This is a genomic window from Kosakonia sp. S42 (assembly GCF_016624785.1).
GTDB classification, from domain to species: Bacteria; Pseudomonadota; Gammaproteobacteria; order Enterobacterales; family Enterobacteriaceae; genus Kosakonia; species Kosakonia cowanii.
Genome location: NZ_JACVTW010000022.1, coordinates 56398 through 71902 on the forward strand (window position 1 = coordinate 56398; position 15505 = coordinate 71902).

Consider the following 15505-nt stretch of genomic DNA (forward strand, 5'->3'; position numbering starts at 1 on the left):
CAATGCGAATATTTGTCTACGGCAGTTTACGACGCAAGCAGGGCAACAGCCACTGGATGACCAACGCTCAGTGGCTGGGCGACTTCAGCGTTGAAAATCATCAGCTGTACAGCCTGGGGCACTACCCAGGCGCGGTGCCGGGCAACGGCAGCGTGCTGGGTGAAGTCTATCGCATCGACGCCTCAACGCTCGGTGAGCTGGACGCCCTGCGTACCGCAGGCGGCGAGTATAAACGGCAGTTGATCCAGACGCCGTACGGTGGCGCATGGATGTACGTCTACCAGCGTTCGGTTGAGGGGAAAACCTTGATTGAAAGCGGCGACTGGCTTGACCGCGACCATTATCAAAAGTAGTAATCAGTCACAGAGAACCGCGCCAATGGCGCGGTTTTTTTTGCGCCGCGCATTTTTGCCGGATGGCGCTGCGCTTATCCGGCCTACGTTTGACCGCAACCTCTTTCATCTCGCATGCCGACGACGCACTTTGTAGGCCGGATAAGGCCCCGCCGCCATCCGGCAAAGCAGGCCCGCGCCGAAAGCCGGACGTGCGCACTCCGTAGGCCGGATAAGGCATCGCCGCCATCCGGCAATGCAGGCCCGCGCCGAAAGCCGGACGTGCGCACTCCGTAGGCCGGATAAGACCCCGCCGCCATCCGGCAATGCAGGCCGGCGCCGAAAGCCGGACGTGTGCACTTCGTAGGCCGGATAAGGCCCCGCCGCCATCCGGCAATGCAGGTCAGCGCCGAAAGCCGGAGGGCTAACCCGCCATCCCCAACCCGCACACATAAAAAAAGCCCTGCGCGCACAGGGCGCTACAGGGCTTCTCTTACGAAAACGGCTTACTTCTTGGCAGCGCGCTCGAAGGAGGCAACGATTTCAGCTTTCGCCGCTTCAGCGTTGTCCCAACCGTCCACTTTCACCCATTTGCCTTTTTCGAGATCTTTGTAGTGCTCGAAGAAGTGAGTGATCTGCGCTTTCAGCAGTTCCGGCAGGTCGTTCACATCTTTAATGTGATCGTACTCTTTGCTCAGCTTGGTGTGCGGAACCGCAACCAGCTTGGCATCTTCACCAGATTCGTCGGTCATTTTCAGCACGCCAACCGGACGGCAGCGGATCACAGAGCCTGGCTCCAGCGGGTACGGCGTCGGCACCAGCACGTCTACCGGGTCACCATCCAGAGAGAGGGTGTGGTTGATGTAACCGTAGTTGCACGGATAGAACATTGCGGTGGACATGAAGCGGTCAACGAACAGCGCGCCGCTCTCTTTGTCGACTTCGTATTTGATCGGGTCAGCGTTAGCCGGAATTTCGATAACAACATAGATATCTTCTGGCAGATCTTTACCCGCCGGGACGTTGAGTAAGCTCATGTTTGTTTCCTTTAAAATGTGTGGCAAACAAGTGCCGGGTATTATAGCCAACTGGCGGTGAATGTCTTGGGCTCTTTTACTCGCCAGCGACTTTTCAGAGCCTTTACCGGCGCCATTTAATGACAACTTTGTCCATATCCATAGCAGCATACTGAATAATTTTGTGTAAGCGGTTACAGCGTAAAAATGCGATTTTGCTGCGTCAGTAAATTTCTGCAATTTCAAGGGAGATTCCTGCTGTGTTTCGCCTCCCCTTTTCGCGCGCCAGATCGCAACTGATAACTAACAATTCATTCACTTTTCCGATTTGTGATGTAACTCATTTTGTTACATCTCCGATTGTCTATAGTTTCCCCGCAGGCGAAGTAGTAGCCAACAATAACCCTACGAGGATGCTCTTATGTGGAAGCGTTTACTTCTTGTCACAGCAGTTTCGGCAGCTATGTCGTCTATGGCGATGGCTGCGTCGTTAACCGTGGGATTTTCGCAGGTCGGTTCGGAGTCCGGCTGGCGTGCCGCTGAAACCAACGTCGCGAAAAGCGAAGCCAGCAAACGCGGCATTACCCTGAAGATTGCTGACGGTCAGCAAAAGCAGGAGAACCAGCTTAAAGCGGTGCGCTCCTTCATCGCGCAGGGCGTTGACGCCATCTTTATCGCCCCGGTGGTTGCAACTGGCTGGGAGCCGGTGCTGAAAGAGGCGAAAGAGGCGAAGATCCCGGTCTTCCTGCTGGATCGCTCCATCGATGTGAAAGACAAATCGCTCTATATGACTACCGTTACCGCTGACAACGTCCTCGAAGGGAAGCTGATTGGTGAATGGCTGGTGAAAACCGTCGCTGGCAAACCGTGTAACGTGGTTGAGTTGCAGGGCACCGTTGGCGCAAGCGTTGCCATCGACCGTAAGAAAGGGTTCGCAGAAGCGATCTCGAAAGCCTCGAACATCAAAATTATCCGCTCTCAGTCCGGTGACTTTACCCGTAGTAAAGGTAAAGAGGTGATGGAGAGCTTTATCAAAGCCGAGAACAACGGCAAAAACATCTGCATGGTTTACGCCCATAACGATGACATGGCGATTGGCGCCATTCAGGCCATTAAAGAAGCGGGCCTGAAACCGGGCAAAGATATCCTCACCGGCTCCATCGACGGCGTACCGGATATCTATAAAGCGATGATTGATGGCGAAGCCAATGCCAGCGTCGAGCTGACGCCGAACATGGCAGGCCCGGCATTCGACGCGCTGGAGAAATTCAAAAAGGATGGCACCGAGCCGCCGAAGTTGACCATTACCAAATCCACCCTCTATCTGCCGGATACGGCGAAAGAGGAGCTGGAGAAGAAGAAAAACATGGGTTACTGAGTCCTGTCGTCCCTCTCCCCGCCGGGGAGAGGGCATCTGTGTAAGGGGTCAACAATGAACGCGGAAGCACACCAGGAAATCCTGCGTACCGAAGGCTTAAGTAAATTCTTTCCCGGCGTAAAAGCGCTCGATAACGTGGATTTCTCGCTGCGACGCGGTGAAATCATGGCCCTGCTCGGTGAGAACGGCGCGGGAAAATCGACGCTTATCAAAGCGCTGACCGGGGTTTACCACGCGGATAAGGGCACCATCTGGCTCGAAGGCCAGGCTATCAATCCCAAAAATACCGCCCATGCCCAACAACTGGGGATCGGCACCGTTTACCAGGAAGTGAACCTGCTGCCGAATATGTCGGTGGCGGATAACCTGTTTATTGGCCGAGAGCCGCGCCGCTTCGGCCTGCTGCGCCGCAAAGAGATGGAGCAGCGCGCCAGCAAACTGATGCAATCTTACGGCTTCTCGCTCGACGTGCGCGAGCCGCTTAACCGCTTCTCCGTGGCGATGCAGCAAATTGTCGCCATCTGCCGCGCTATCGATCTCTCGGCAAAAGTGCTGATCCTCGATGAGCCAACCGCCAGTCTTGATACCCAGGAAGTGGAGATGCTCTTCACCCTGATGCGCCAGTTGCGCGATCAGGGCGTCAGCCTCATCTTCGTCACCCACTTTCTCGACCAGGTTTACACCGTTTGCGACCGCATCACCGTGCTGCGCAACGGCAGCTTTGTCGGCTGTCGCGAAACACGCGAGCTGCCGCAAATTGAGCTGGTGAAGATGATGCTGGGCCGCGAGCTGGAGAGTAACGCCCTGCAACGCGCCGGGCGCACGCTGCTTAGCAACAAGCCGGTGGCCGCCTTTAACAACTATGGCAAGAAAGGGGTTATCGCCCCGTTCGATCTTGAGGTTCGCCCCGGAGAGATCGTCGGTCTTGCCGGGCTGCTGGGATCCGGGCGTACCGAAACGGCAGAGGTGATCTTTGGTATCAAGCCCGCCGATAGCGGCAGTGCGATGATCAAAGGCCAGCCGCAAACCCTGCGCTCGCCCCATCGCGCCTCCTGTCTTGGGATCGGTTTCTGCCCGGAGGATCGCAAAACCGACGGCATTATTGCCGCCGCTTCGGTACGCGAGAATATCGTGCTGGCGCTCCAGGCCCAGCGCGGCTGGCTGCGTCCAATCCCGCGTAAAGAGCAGAACGCGATTGCCGAGCGCTTTATCCGCCAGCTGGGTATTCGCACGCCGAGCGCCGAACAGCCGATTGAGTTTCTCTCCGGCGGCAATCAGCAAAAAGTGCTGCTCTCGCGCTGGCTGCTGACGCGCCCGCAGTTCCTGATCCTTGATGAACCGACGCGCGGGATTGATGTTGGCGCGCATGCTGAAATCATCCGCCTGATCGAGACCCTCTGCGCCGACGGGCTGGCGCTGCTGGTGATCTCCTCTGAGCTGGAGGAGCTGGTGGGCTATGCGGATCGGGTGATCATCATGCGCGATCGCAAGCAGGTCGCCGAGATCCCGCTCGCCGAGCTTTCCGTTCCGGCGATCATGAATGCCATTGCGGCGTAAGGAGTAGAGTGTGATGCCTCAATCACTGGGCCAACAAGCGCAGCCGAAGCGCCGTTTTAGCTGGCCGACCGGCACGCCGCAGATCTTAGCCCTGCTGCTGGTTTTACTGGTGGACAGCCTGGTCGCCCCCCATTTTTACCAGGTGGTGCTGCAGGATGGCCGCCTGTTTGGCAGCCCGATCGATATTCTTAACCGCGCAGCCCCGGTCGCGCTGCTGGCCATTGGCATGACGCTGGTGATCGCCACCGGCGGCATCGATCTCTCGGTCGGTGCGGTGATGGCGATTGCCGGCGCGACGGCGGCATCATTAACCGTCTCCGGCCATAGCCTGACGGTGGTGCTGCTGGCGGCGCTGGCCACCGGCGTGCTGGCCGGGCTGTGGAACGGCATTCTGGTGGCGATCCTCAAGATCCAGCCCTTTGTCGCCACGCTGATCCTGATGGTCGCCGGGCGCGGGGTCGCGCAGTTGATCACCTCCGGGCAGATCGTCACCTTTAACGCGCCGTCGCTGGCGTGGCTCGGCAGCGGCTCGCTGCTGCTCTTTCCGACGCCGGTGATCATCGCGCTGGTGACGTTAGTTATCTTCTGGCTCTTTACCCGCAAAACGGCGCTGGGCATGTTTATCGAAGCGGTGGGGATTAATATCCGCGCGGCAAAAAACGCCGGGGTGAATACGCGGCTGGTGGTGATGCTGACCTACGTGCTGAGCGGCGTTTGCGCGGCCATCGCCGGGGTGATTGTCACGGCGGATATTCGCGGTGCGGATGCCAACAACGCCGGGCTGTGGCTGGAGCTGGATGCCATTCTGGCGGTGGTGATTGGCGGCGGCTCGCTGATGGGCGGGCGTTTCAACATTGTGCTGTCGGTGGTGGGCGCGCTGATTATTCAGGGCATGAACACCGGCATCCTGCTCTCCGGTTTTCAGCCGGAGCTTAACCAGGTAGTGAAAGCGGTGGTGGTGATGTGTGTACTGATTGTCCAGTCGCCGCGCTTTATTGCGTTGCTTAAAGGAGGGCGCGGTCATGATAAAACGTAACCTGCCGTTGATGATCACGCTGGGCGTTTTCGTGCTCGGCTATCTCTACTGCCTGACGCAGTTTCCCGGCTTCGCCTCGACGCGCGTCATCTGTAATATCCTGACGGATAACGCCTTTCTTGGCATTATTGCCGTCGGTATGACTTTTGTGATCCTCTCCGGCGGTATCGATCTCTCCGTTGGCTCGGTGATTGCTTTTACCGGCGTCTTCCTGGCAAAAGCGATTGGTGCCTGGGGCATCTCGCCGCTGCTCGCCTTCCCGCTGATTTTGCTGATCGGCTGCGCTTTCGGGGCCTTTATGGGGCTTTTGATCGACGCGCTGAAAATCCCGGCCTTTATCATCACCCTCGCCGGGATGTTCTTCCTGCGCGGCGTCAGCTATCTGCTGTCGGAAGAGTCGATTCCCATTAACCACCCGATGTATGACACCCTCTCCAGCCTCGCCTGGACCATCCCAGGCGGCGGGCGGCTGAGCGCGATGGGGCTGCTGATGCTGATGGTGGTGGTGGTCGGTATTTTCCTTGCTCACCGCACCCGTTTTGGCAACGAAGTCTACGCCATTGGCGGTAACGCCACCTCGGCGAACCTGATGGGCATCTCGACGCGCAGCACCACCATTCGCATCTATATGCTCTCAACGGGGCTGGCAACGCTTGCCGGGATTGTCTTCTCCATCTACACCCAGGCGGGCTATGCACTGGCGGGCGTTGGCGTCGAGCTGGATGCGATTGCCTCGGTGGTGATCGGCGGCACGCTGCTGAGCGGCGGCGTTGGCACGGTGCTCGGCACGCTGTTCGGCGTGGGGATTCAGGGGCTAATTCAGACCTATATCAACTTCGACGGTACGCTCAGCTCCTGGTGGACGAAGATCGCCATCGGCATCCTACTGTTTATCTTTATCGCCCTGCAACGCGGCCTGACGGTGCTGTGGGAGAGCCGACAGAACTCGCCGGTGACGCGAGTAAGCCCAACGGCAACAAAGTAACAAGATATTGAAATTGCTATTTTTCTTCTAAAGGAATTCCGGTAGCGGTCGATAACTGACGAATGGGCTTAATTTACGCCAAAAAGTTCTTCGCTACCGGAATCCACATCATGCTTAAAACGCTTTCGATCCGTACGGGCTTACTTTCTCTGCTGGCTGTTATGACTCTTCTGCTGCTGCTGGTCAGCGGTATCGGTATTTATGCGCTCAATAAGAGCTCCGCTTCGCTGGCGCGAATCAACCAGCTTCAGGGCGAAAAGATGGCGCGCCTGAATAGCGGCTACACCATGATTCTGCGCGCGCGCAACGAAGCCGGCCAGGCGGTGCGTATGATGGAGGTGGGCCTGCTTGATGATGCAGCCAACTCCGTAAAACTGATCAATAACGAAATCGCGCTCGGTGAGCACTCTCTAACTGGCGTTATCAGCGCGGGCGTTGATGATGAGCAGGGCGCGGCGCTGCTGGCAAAGGTGGCGAAAAGCTATGGCGATTACGTCAGCCAGGGCATTAAGCCGATGCAGGACGCGCTCAACCAACAGAGCGCCGATGCCTATTACGAACTCCTCGAAAGCAAACTGATCCCCGTCTCCCGCCAGTTCGATAACGATATGCAGGCCTTCCAGGCGTGGGGCGAAGCGCGCGGTAAAAGCGAAGTGGCGGCGGTGCAGAGCAGTAAGCGCTTTGTTATGTCACTGATCTTTGTGGTCGCGCTGCTGGTGGCCGGGATTATCGTGCTCGCCTGGCTGGCGCTGCGCCATATGCTGCTTAAACCCCTCGACACCTCGATTCAACAACTGGAACAGGTGGCGGCGGGCAACCTGATTGCCGCGAAAACCGAGGTGACGGGGAAAGAGTTTAACCGCCTGAACGCGGCGATTGAGGAGATGCGCCATGCGCTGATCGGCTCCGTGATGCGCGTGCGCGATGCCAGTTCGCAGATTGATACCGGCAGCCGGGAGCTGGCGGCAGGCAACCTCGATCTCTCGCAGCGCACCGAATCCACCGCCAATTCGCTTGAGCAGACCGCCGCCAGCATGGAGCAGATCACCGCCACGGTGAAACTCAACGCCGACAACGCCGAGCAGGCGCACACGCTGGCGAAAGCGGTTTCCGATACCGCCGATCGCGGCAGCGAAATGGTCTGCTATGTGATTGAGAAAATGCGCGATATCGCTGGCAGTTCCGATCGCATCGCCGATATTCTTAGCGTGATCGACGCCATTGCTTTCCAGACCAACATTCTGGCGCTCAACGCCGCCGTCGAAGCGGCGCGCGCGGGTGAGCAGGGCAGAGGCTTTGCGGTAGTGGCGGGCGAAGTACGCAGCCTCGCCAGCCGCAGCGCCGACTCTGCGAAAGAGATCCGCCAGCTTATCAGCAGCTCGCAAGCGCAGGTCTCCGAAGGCAGCGAACTGGCGATGCAGGCCGGTGAAACGATGGATGAGATCGCCGAAGAGGTGTTGCGCATGACTAAATTAATGCGCGAAATTGCTAACGCCTCGCAAGAGCAGAGTCGCGGTATTGAGCAGGTTAATATTGCAGTAAGTCAGATGGATGAAACGGCGCAGCAGAATGCGGCGCTGGTACAACAATCGTCTGCGGCGACGCGCTCGCTGGAGCAGCAATCACGAGAGCTGCTTGAAGCGATGGCGTCGTTCCGTTTGCAGACGCAAGCATAATCAAAGGTAAGGTGTCATGGCTGTATGTATTCAATGTGATAGCGAGGCGCTGAAGGGCAGCGACTATTGTGCCATCTGCGAGGAGCGCGAGTTTAAAAAGATCCGCGGCTGGCTCTATCTCCCGGCGCTGGGGTTGGTTGCGTCGATCATAGTCAACCTGATATCCATTAACTTTACGCTGCGCTTTTTAATGGAGAACTTCGCACTGATTGGCTCGGGACAGAAAGGGATCCTCTTTTTCGAGCTGGCGTCGTTTGTCGGCATGTTTGCCTATGCGCTGTTTGTCAGCAGCCTCTTTTTCCGTAAAAAGCGTCAGCTGCCGCGGCATTACATTGTACTGGTGGGGGTGGGTACGGCCTTTGTCGCCGTCGATCTGCTGTTGGGGCACCACTATCTGGATGTGCCTTATGTCTTTGATACGGTCAAACCGCTGGTGCGTAATGTGCTGAGCGCCTGTATCTGGATCCCTTACTTCATCGTTTCCGAACGCGTGAAGCGTACCTTTGTGAAGTAAAGATTTGCCGGAGGGCCATCGCGCCCTCCGGCCATCACAACGTGTTATGCGTCCGGGTACTCACGCATATAACGCTCAACATCATCCACCATATGCTCATTGCCGACGAAGAACGGACGGCGCTGGTGCAGGCTCTCTGGCTGGATATCAAGAATACGCTCTTTACCGTCGCTCGCTTTGCCGCCGGCCTGTTCCGCGAGGAAGGCCATCGGGTTGCACTCATACAGCAGGCGCAGTTTCCCTTGCGGGTGGCTGGCGGTGCTCGGGTAGAGGTAGATGCCGCCTTTCAGCAGGTTACGGTGGAAATCCGCCACCAGTGAACCGATGTAGCGCGAGGTGTAAGGGCGGTGGGTCGCTTTATCCTCTTCCTGGCAGAACTTGAGGTACTTCTTCACGCCCTGCGGGAATTTGATGTAGTTCCCTTCGTTAATCGAGTAGGTGTTGCCGCGTTCCGGGAAGCGCATGCGCTCCTGGGAGAGGCAGAAGACGCCGAGTGACGGATCGTAGGTGAAGGCGTGAACGCCGCAGCCGGTGGTGTAGACCAGCATTGTCGACGAGCCGTAAACCACATAACCGGCAGCAACCTGTTTGTTGCCCGGCTGCAGGAAATCCTCTTCGGTGACCGGCGTACCAACAGGCGTAACGCGGCGGTAGATTGAGAAGATGGTGCCAACAGAGACGTTAACGTCGATGTTGGAGGAGCCATCCAGCGGATCCATCAGCACCACGTATTTAGCGTGTTCGCACCCTTCGAAAACGACGATCTCATCTTCTTCTTCAGAGGCGATACCGGCGACGATATCGCGGGCGCGCAGCGCGGATTTCAGTTTCTCGTTCGCAAACAGGTCGAGTTTTTGCTGCACTTCGCCCTGTACGTTCTCAGCACCGCTGGCACCCAGGATATCGACCAGACCGGCCTTATTGATATCGCGATGAATGATCTTGGCGCCCAGTTTTATCGCCGACAGTAAAGCAGTCAGTTCACCCGTGGCATGCGAGAACTCATGCTGCTTTTCGACAATAAATTCACCTAACGTTTTCATAACACTTTCCCTGCATTTTTGAATATGGAGTAAAGCGATTGTAGCCTGCGGTTTTCTGCATGTTTGGCGAAGAAGTTCAGGGCCGTTTACCAACGAAACGGTAACAACCCGAGCTTTCGCAAACGAAAACGCAGCGGACATGCAACAATACTAACAAACATTCAAAACTTCGCGCACAGGTGAATCGCGCCAGCGGGGTACGGATTATCCTGAAATGCATTTCTCAGACGTTAAACATATGCGTAAAATGTGCGCCAGGTTAAGCAAGGATAATGACGTATGCGCATTCATATTTTGGGGATTTGTGGCACTTTCATGGGCGGGCTGGCAATGCTGGCGCGCTCGCTGGGCCACCAGGTAACGGGTTCGGATGCCAATGTCTATCCGCCGATGAGCACGCTGCTTGAGAAGCAAGGCATTGATTTAATTCAGGGATATGATGCAAGCCAGCTCGATCCCGCGCCGGATTTGGTTATCATCGGCAATGCAATGACCCGCGGAAATCCGTGTGTCGAAGCGGTACTGGAGAAGAACATTCCGTTTATGTCCGGCCCGCAATGGCTGCATGATTTTGTGCTGCGCGACCGCTGGGTTGTGGCGGTTGCCGGTACGCACGGTAAGACCACCACCGCCGGGATGGCGACCTGGATCCTCGAAGCCTGCGGCTATAAACCCGGTTTTGTCATCGGCGGCGTGCCGGGCAATTTCGATGTTTCCGCGCGCCTTGGCGAGAGCGATTTTTTCGTTATCGAAGCTGACGAGTACGACTGTGCCTTCTTCGATAAGCGCTCCAAATTCGTCCATTACTGCCCGCGCACGCTGATCCTCAACAACCTTGAGTTCGATCACGCGGACATTTTTGACGATCTGAAAGCGATCCAGAAGCAGTTCCACCACCTGGTGCGCATCGTGCCGGGGCAGGGGAAAATCATCTGGCCGGAAAACGATATCAACCTGAAACAGACGATGGCGATGGGCTGCTGGAGCGAGCAGGAGCTGGTGGGCGATCAGGGCCACTGGCAGGCGAAGAAGCTGACCACCGATGCTTCAAACTGGGAAGTGTGGCTGGATGGTGAATGCGTCGGCCAGGTCAACTGGGGTCTGGTGGGCGAGCACAACATGCATAACGGTCTGATGGCGATCGCCGCTGCGCGTCATGTTGGCGTTACGCCTGCGGATGCCGCCAATGCGCTCGGTTCGTTTATCAACGCCCGCCGCCGCCTTGAGCTGCGCGGTGAAGCGCACGGCGTCTGCGTATATGACGATTTTGCGCACCACCCGACGGCAATCCTCGCAACACTCGCCGCGCTGCGCGGTAAAGTGGGCGGCACGGCGAAGATCATCGCCGTGCTGGAGCCGCGCTCCAACACCATGAAGATGGGGCTGTGCAAAGATGACCTCGCGCCCTCGCTGGGCCGTGCCGATGAGGTCTTCCTCCTGCAACCGCAGCATATTCCTTGGCAGGTTGCGGAAGTGGCGGAGGCCTGTATCCAGCCTGCGCACTGGAGCGCGGATGTCGATACGCTGGCGGATCAGATTGTGAAAAGCGCCCAGCCGGGCGATCACATTCTGGTGATGAGCAACGGCGGCTTCGGCGGTATTCACCAGAAGCTGCTCGATAAGCTGGAGAAGAAAGCGCAGCTCGCGGCTGAAAAAGCCTGATAGCTGAGGCGTAAAAAAACCGCGCACGGGCGACCGGCGCGGTTTTTTTTATGCCTGGCGTTACTCTTTCGCCATCGGCGTATCAACAGATTGCGGCGCTTTGTCGCCCTGAATGGTTTTCACGCGCTCTTCAACTTTCGCCACCTGATCGCGGTTGTGCAACAGGGTATAGGTGAGGTCGAAGCGGGTGCTCTGGCCTGCTTGCAGTTGCTTAACGCGTTTCTGCTCGCGCTCGATGGTGACCGGGTAGGCGTAGCTGGTGCCCGGCTCGATACCGGTGACGTAACCCTGTTTTTCGGTATCGGTGTTTTTCCACAGCGTCAGCACTGGCAGCTGATCGGTGTTGTAGTCAATCGCCACGCCTTTATCGCCCGCTTTATTCAGCAGCGCGGCGACGGTCTGCTTGTTCGCATCGGCCAGCGGTTTGATATTAAAGACCATTTCGTCGAAGCCTTTGGTCGGCCCGGCATAGGTTTGCCACGTTTTCATGCCGCCTTTGGCGTAGTCATTGAACGGGCTGACGCTCTCCAGCGGCGTGATAAAGCGCGCACCCTCTTCGAGGATCGGTTTGCTGAAGTTGCTGTGATAGATGATCTGGTAATCATGCGGGTAGTCGGCGTGGTTGGTCAGCACATCATGCAGGCTGAAGCTGTTGCTGCCCGGAATGTAGCGCAGCTCCATCTCGGTTTGCAGATCCGCTTTCTTAAAGGTGCTCTCTTTCACCAGCCCGCGAATGCGGATCTCATACGGCGCTTTTTCGCTGACATCGACGGAAACCTGCGAGGCAGGCGTATTGCCCGCTTTACCATGCAGGGTGTAAAGCTGCCCGTCAGCGGTAACCGGGTGACCCGTCCACTCATAGCCGCAGCGCACCACCATTTCGTTGAACCCTTCCAGCCAGCCAAGCCCGTTGCGGCTCTCCAGGTTGATAAACGCCGGGTTTACCACCTCTTTCACCGGCGAACTCCAGCCCATATGCACACCAAAACCATCGGCATAGAGTAAATTCATGCCGCGCGTTGGGCTAAGGGCAATGGTCAGGCCGTTTTTGCTGGTCAACTTGATGACTTTGCTCCCCTCCTGCTTGCCGCCGTGCAGCACCACCTGCTCAATGCTGAACTGCTGATCTTTAATGTTCAGCTGATCGCTGGTGATACGCCAGTTTCCCTGCTCGATATTGCCTTCAGCACTTGTCAGCACCCAGGTTTTTGCCATCACCGGCGCGGACACCAGCAGCGCAATAGCGGAGAGCATCACGGTCTTTTTCATCTTATTTTCCTTTTTAGCTGAATCGATTACCTGCGTTACAGCAGGAATCTACGTTTTGCGCCGCCAGGAAAATGTGATCCGTTTCATCTGCTGAAAATGAGCGTCGGGCAGAGACGGAAAGGGAGATATTGATCTCGTTTATTGATGAAATGAAAATAATGGAGGGTATGAATATGTGAAGTGGCGTACTTTTAGCTTTAACGTTTCAGCTAAAAGGGAATAAAAAAACCCTCTTCGGGTAAAGAGGGTTCTGTGCGGTTTAGCTCTCTTCGCTGCTCTCTGCAAGCTCACGCAGATACTGGAAGATTAAACGCGCGGTTTTTGGCGGCTTGTTGCTCTCTTTCTCTTTCTTGGCGTTGCGGATCAGCGAGCGCAGTTGCTGACGGTCAGCATTCGGCCACAGATTCAGCACGTCCGGCACCGCGTCATCACCCTCTTCAATCAGGCGATCGCGCAGGTGCTCAAGCTTATGGAAGAAGGCAACCTGCTGGTTATGGCGGTTTTTCAGCTTATCCAGCGCCTGGCGAATCGGCTCGACATCGCGTTGACGCAGCATTTTACCGATCAACTGCAACTGACGGCGGCGACCCTCTTTCTTGATGCGCTGCGCCAGCTCAATGGCGTCGCGCAGATCCTGGTCGAGCGGGATCTTATCCAGCGCGTTTTTTCCCAGCTCTACCATTTCAGCGCCAAGCTGCTTTAACTCTTCAGCATCGCGCTTAATTTCACTCTTACTGACCCAGATGATCTCATCATCTTCGTCTTCGCTCTCGTTACCGGGCACGTCGTCGAGCCAGTCGTCGGGCTGCTTTGTCATCTCAGGCTCCTTAAAAAAGAGGCTAATGTTACCAGTTAAGGCGCGCACTGAAAAACGGTTCTCTGTTAGACTTCAAAGATTCTCTCCCTTAATTATGGCATTGGCGATGAAAGTAATCACACAAGTGGCACAACAGCGCAAAGTTCTGGAAGAAGCGGTCGCAACCGCGCTTGATCTGGCTTCAGGCCGTTCGGATGGCGCGGAAGTGGCGGTCAGCAAAACCACCGGTATCGGCGTCAGCACCCGCTATGGTGAAGTGGAGAATGTCGAATTTAACAGCGATGGTGCTTTAGGCATCACCGTTTATCACCAGAACCGCAAAGGCAGCGCCTCGTCGACGGATCTGAGCCCGGAGGCGATTGCCCGCACGGTGCAGGCGGCGCTTGATATTGCCCGCTACACCTCGCCAGACCCGTTCGCTGGCGTGGCAGAAAAAGAGCTGCTGGCCTTTGACGCACCGGATCTCGATCTTTTCCACCCGGCGGAAGTGACCCCCGATGAAGCGATCGAGTGGGCGGCGCGCGCCGAGCAGGCGGCGCTGAAAGCGGACAAACGCATCAGCAACACCGAAGGCGGCAGCTTCAACAGCCACTACGGCATTAAAGTTTTCGGCAACAGCCACGGCATGTTGCAGAGCTACTGCTCCAGCCGTCACTCGCTGTCGAGCAGCGTGATTGCCGAAGCGAATGGCGATATGGAGCGCGATTACGCCTACACCATTAGCCGTGATATCAACGAGTTAAAAACGCCGGAGTGGGTGGGTGAAGAGTGCGCCCGCCGCACGCTGTCGCGCCTTTCGCCGCGTAAACTGTCGACCATGAAAGCGCCGGTGATTTTCGCTAATGAAGTGGCGACCGGGCTGTTTGGTCACCTGGTCGGTGCCATTGCTGGCGGCGCGGTCTACCGCAAATCGACCTTTTTACTCGATTACCTCGGCAAGCAGATCCTGCCGGAGTGGTTAACCATTGAAGAGCACCCGCACCTGCGTAAAGGGCTGGCCTCCACGCCGTTCGACAGCGAAGGCGTGCGCACCGAACGCCGCGATATCGTCAAAGAGGGCGTGCTGATGCAGTGGCTGCTGACCAGCTACGCGGCGCGCAAACTGGGGCTGAAGAGCACCGGTCACGCGGGCGGTATTCACAACTGGCGCATTGCCGGGCGCGGCCTGAGCTTTGAGCAGATGCTGAAAGAGATGGGCACTGGTCTGGTGGTCACTGAACTGATGGGCCAGGGCGTGAGCGGCATCACCGGGGATTATTCGCGAGGCGCGTCTGGTTTCTGGGTAGAAAACGGTGAAATTCAGTATCCAGTAAGCGAAATTACCATTGCCGGCAACCTGAAGGATATGTGGCGCAATATTGTTACCGTCGGTGACGATATTGAACAGCGCAGTAACATCCAGTGTGGTTCAGTGTTGCTGCCGGAGATGAAGATCGCCGGACAATAATTCGTGGCGCGGCGTTCTGTGCCTTTAAGCGTGATAATAAAAAAGGAAATGAGCAATGCGTAAAAACCTGTTAGCGATCCTCGCGGTGTCGTCGTTGTTTGTGGGTTCAGCGGTGTTTGCCGCTGACCTTGAAGATGATATGGAAACGCTGAATGACAACTACAAAGTGGTGCAGAAAACCGACGATGCTTCTGAGTTGAAAGAGGCGTTAGGGAAAATGCGCACCGCCGCGCAGGACGCCCAGAAAGAGACCCCGCCGAAGCTGGAAGGCAAAGCGCCGGACAGCCCGGAGATGAAGGATTTCCGCCACGGTTTTGATATTTTGATTGCCCAGATCGACGGCGCTATGAAGCTGGCGAACGAAGGTAAAGTGAAAGAGGCGAAGGCGGCAGCGAAGGATATTGCCGGTACCCGCAATACCTATCATCAGAAATTCCGTTAACCGAATTCCATCAGGAAAGGGCCGCCACCTCACCGTCGCGGCTCTTTTTTTATGCCGTTTTCCGGCATACATGACGCGCCAGTGTAGGCCGGATAAGGCGCAGCCGCCATCCGGCAATGGGCCCGGCATGTGGCTTCGGTGGAAGGGTTCCGTTCCGTAGGCCGGATAAGCGTTTTACGCGCCATCCGGCAATAGGCCTGGTATGTTGCATTGGTGGAAGGGTTCCGTTCACCAGGCGCCAGGGAGTTTCATTAACCCCTTATGCGGTGAACGGGACAAAGGAAGCGGCCGCGCTCCCCTTGTCAATCCCCGCGGCCCCGCGAGGAAATCG

14 protein-coding genes are annotated in these 15505 nt (G+C 56.8%); 10 read left to right on the forward strand and 4 right to left on the reverse strand.

The genetic code is table 11. The annotated features are described in order from the left end of the window. Positions 1–2 precede the first annotated feature (2 nt). A complete protein-coding gene (locus IAE50_RS19245; RefSeq protein WP_023478402.1) occupies positions 3–353 on the forward strand; it encodes a gamma-glutamylcyclotransferase in 351 nt (116 codons plus the stop codon). A 485-nt stretch (positions 354–838) separates the two neighbouring features. Here the strand turns inward: IAE50_RS19245 and ppa are convergent, their stop codons facing one another. Next, the gene (gene ppa, locus IAE50_RS19250) at positions 839–1369 is read right to left on the reverse strand and encodes an inorganic diphosphatase (RefSeq protein WP_023478348.1); all 531 of its coding nucleotides are present in this window, start codon (positions 1367–1369) and stop codon (positions 839–841) included. Between the two features lie 400 nt (positions 1370–1769). On the opposite strand from ppa, the gene ytfQ reads away from it, so the two are divergent. The 6 genes from ytfQ (at position 1770) to IAE50_RS19280 (ending at position 8494) form a co-directional block, all read left to right on the forward strand. Further along, the gene (gene ytfQ / locus IAE50_RS19255) at positions 1770–2726 is read left to right on the forward strand and encodes a galactofuranose ABC transporter, galactofuranose-binding protein YtfQ (protein WP_023478471.1); all 957 of its coding nucleotides are present in this window, start codon (positions 1770–1772) and stop codon (positions 2724–2726) included. A gap of 54 nt (positions 2727–2780) precedes the next feature. Then, entirely contained in the window at positions 2781–4283 is a 1503-nt protein-coding gene (gene ytfR / locus IAE50_RS19260) for a galactofuranose ABC transporter, ATP-binding protein YtfR (protein WP_200580977.1), read from the forward strand. A 10-nt stretch (positions 4284–4293) separates the two neighbouring features. Continuing rightward, positions 4294–5319, forward strand: coding sequence for a galactofuranose ABC transporter, ATP-binding protein YtfT (gene ytfT, locus IAE50_RS19265; RefSeq protein WP_200580978.1), 1026 nt, complete (start codon positions 4294–4296; stop codon positions 5317–5319). Next, positions 5306–6304, forward strand: a complete 999-nt coding sequence (gene yjfF / locus IAE50_RS19270; protein ID WP_200134158.1) for a galactofuranose ABC transporter, permease protein YjfF — start codon at positions 5306–5308, stop codon at positions 6302–6304. Before ytfT ends, yjfF begins: the two co-directional genes overlap by 14 nt. A gap of 110 nt (positions 6305–6414) precedes the next feature. Beyond that, positions 6415–7980, forward strand: a complete 1566-nt coding sequence (locus tag IAE50_RS19275) for a methyl-accepting chemotaxis protein (protein WP_200134157.1) — start codon at positions 6415–6417, stop codon at positions 7978–7980. Between the two features lie 16 nt (positions 7981–7996). Then, complete coding sequence (locus IAE50_RS19280; protein ID WP_200134156.1) at positions 7997–8494, forward strand: DUF2569 domain-containing protein; 498 nt, start codon at positions 7997–7999, stop codon at positions 8492–8494. Between the two features lie 44 nt (positions 8495–8538). Here IAE50_RS19280 and fbp read toward each other — a convergent pair whose 3' ends face one another. Beyond that, positions 8539–9537 (reverse strand): class 1 fructose-bisphosphatase, encoded by a 999-nt coding sequence (gene fbp / locus IAE50_RS19285; RefSeq protein ID WP_023478503.1) that lies wholly within the window; start codon positions 9535–9537, stop codon positions 8539–8541. Between the two features lie 279 nt (positions 9538–9816). Between fbp and mpl the strand changes: the two genes are divergently transcribed. Further along, complete coding sequence (mpl, locus tag IAE50_RS19290; RefSeq protein WP_124970340.1) at positions 9817–11199, forward strand: UDP-N-acetylmuramate:L-alanyl-gamma-D-glutamyl-meso-diaminopimelate ligase; 1383 nt, start codon at positions 9817–9819, stop codon at positions 11197–11199. A 60-nt stretch (positions 11200–11259) separates the two neighbouring features. On the opposite strand, the gene IAE50_RS19295 is transcribed toward mpl, so the two are convergent. Then, a complete protein-coding gene (locus tag IAE50_RS19295; protein ID WP_200580979.1) occupies positions 11260–12468 on the reverse strand; it encodes an aldose 1-epimerase family protein in 1209 nt (402 codons plus the stop codon). Positions 12469–12727: 259 nt separating this feature from the next. Continuing rightward, entirely contained in the window at positions 12728–13285 is a 558-nt protein-coding gene (gene yjgA, locus IAE50_RS19300; protein WP_023478484.1) for a ribosome biogenesis factor YjgA, read from the reverse strand. 94 nt (positions 13286–13379) lie between these two features. Between yjgA and pmbA the strand changes: the two genes are divergently transcribed. Next, the gene (gene pmbA / locus IAE50_RS19305) at positions 13380–14732 is read left to right on the forward strand and encodes a metalloprotease PmbA (RefSeq protein WP_042714065.1); all 1353 of its coding nucleotides are present in this window, start codon (positions 13380–13382) and stop codon (positions 14730–14732) included. Between the two features lie 55 nt (positions 14733–14787). Next, positions 14788–15174, forward strand: a complete 387-nt coding sequence (gene cybC / locus IAE50_RS19310; RefSeq protein WP_023478426.1) for a cytochrome b562 — start codon at positions 14788–14790, stop codon at positions 15172–15174. The last annotated feature ends 331 nt before the right edge of the window (positions 15175–15505 follow it).

Excerpts from the sequence above, each read along its gene's own strand:
- IAE50_RS19245 (WP_023478402.1), top strand. The coding sequence starts at position 3 with ATGCGAATATTTGTCTACGGCAGTTTACGACGCAAGCAGGGCAACAGC.
- ppa (WP_023478348.1), bottom strand. The coding sequence starts at position 1,369 with ATGAGCTTACTCAACGTCCCGGCGGGTAAAGATCTGCCAGAAGATATC.
- ytfQ (WP_023478471.1), top strand. The coding sequence starts at position 1,770 with ATGTGGAAGCGTTTACTTCTTGTCACAGCAGTTTCGGCAGCTATGTCG.
- ytfR (WP_200580977.1), top strand. The coding sequence starts at position 2,781 with ATGAACGCGGAAGCACACCAGGAAATCCTGCGTACCGAAGGCTTAAGT.
- yjfF (WP_200134158.1), top strand. The coding sequence starts at position 5,306 with ATGATAAAACGTAACCTGCCGTTGATGATCACGCTGGGCGTTTTCGTG.
- IAE50_RS19275 (WP_200134157.1), top strand. The coding sequence starts at position 6,415 with ATGCTTAAAACGCTTTCGATCCGTACGGGCTTACTTTCTCTGCTGGCT.
- IAE50_RS19280 (WP_200134156.1), top strand. The coding sequence starts at position 7,997 with ATGGCTGTATGTATTCAATGTGATAGCGAGGCGCTGAAGGGCAGCGAC.
- fbp (WP_023478503.1), bottom strand. The coding sequence starts at position 9,537 with ATGAAAACGTTAGGTGAATTTATTGTCGAAAAGCAGCATGAGTTCTCG.
- mpl (WP_124970340.1), top strand. The coding sequence starts at position 9,817 with ATGCGCATTCATATTTTGGGGATTTGTGGCACTTTCATGGGCGGGCTG.
- IAE50_RS19295 (WP_200580979.1), bottom strand. The coding sequence starts at position 12,468 with ATGAAAAAGACCGTGATGCTCTCCGCTATTGCGCTGCTGGTGTCCGCG.
- yjgA (WP_023478484.1), bottom strand. The coding sequence starts at position 13,285 with ATGACAAAGCAGCCCGACGACTGGCTCGACGACGTGCCCGGTAACGAG.
- pmbA (WP_042714065.1), top strand. The coding sequence starts at position 13,380 with ATGGCATTGGCGATGAAAGTAATCACACAAGTGGCACAACAGCGCAAA.
- cybC (WP_023478426.1), top strand. The coding sequence starts at position 14,788 with ATGCGTAAAAACCTGTTAGCGATCCTCGCGGTGTCGTCGTTGTTTGTG.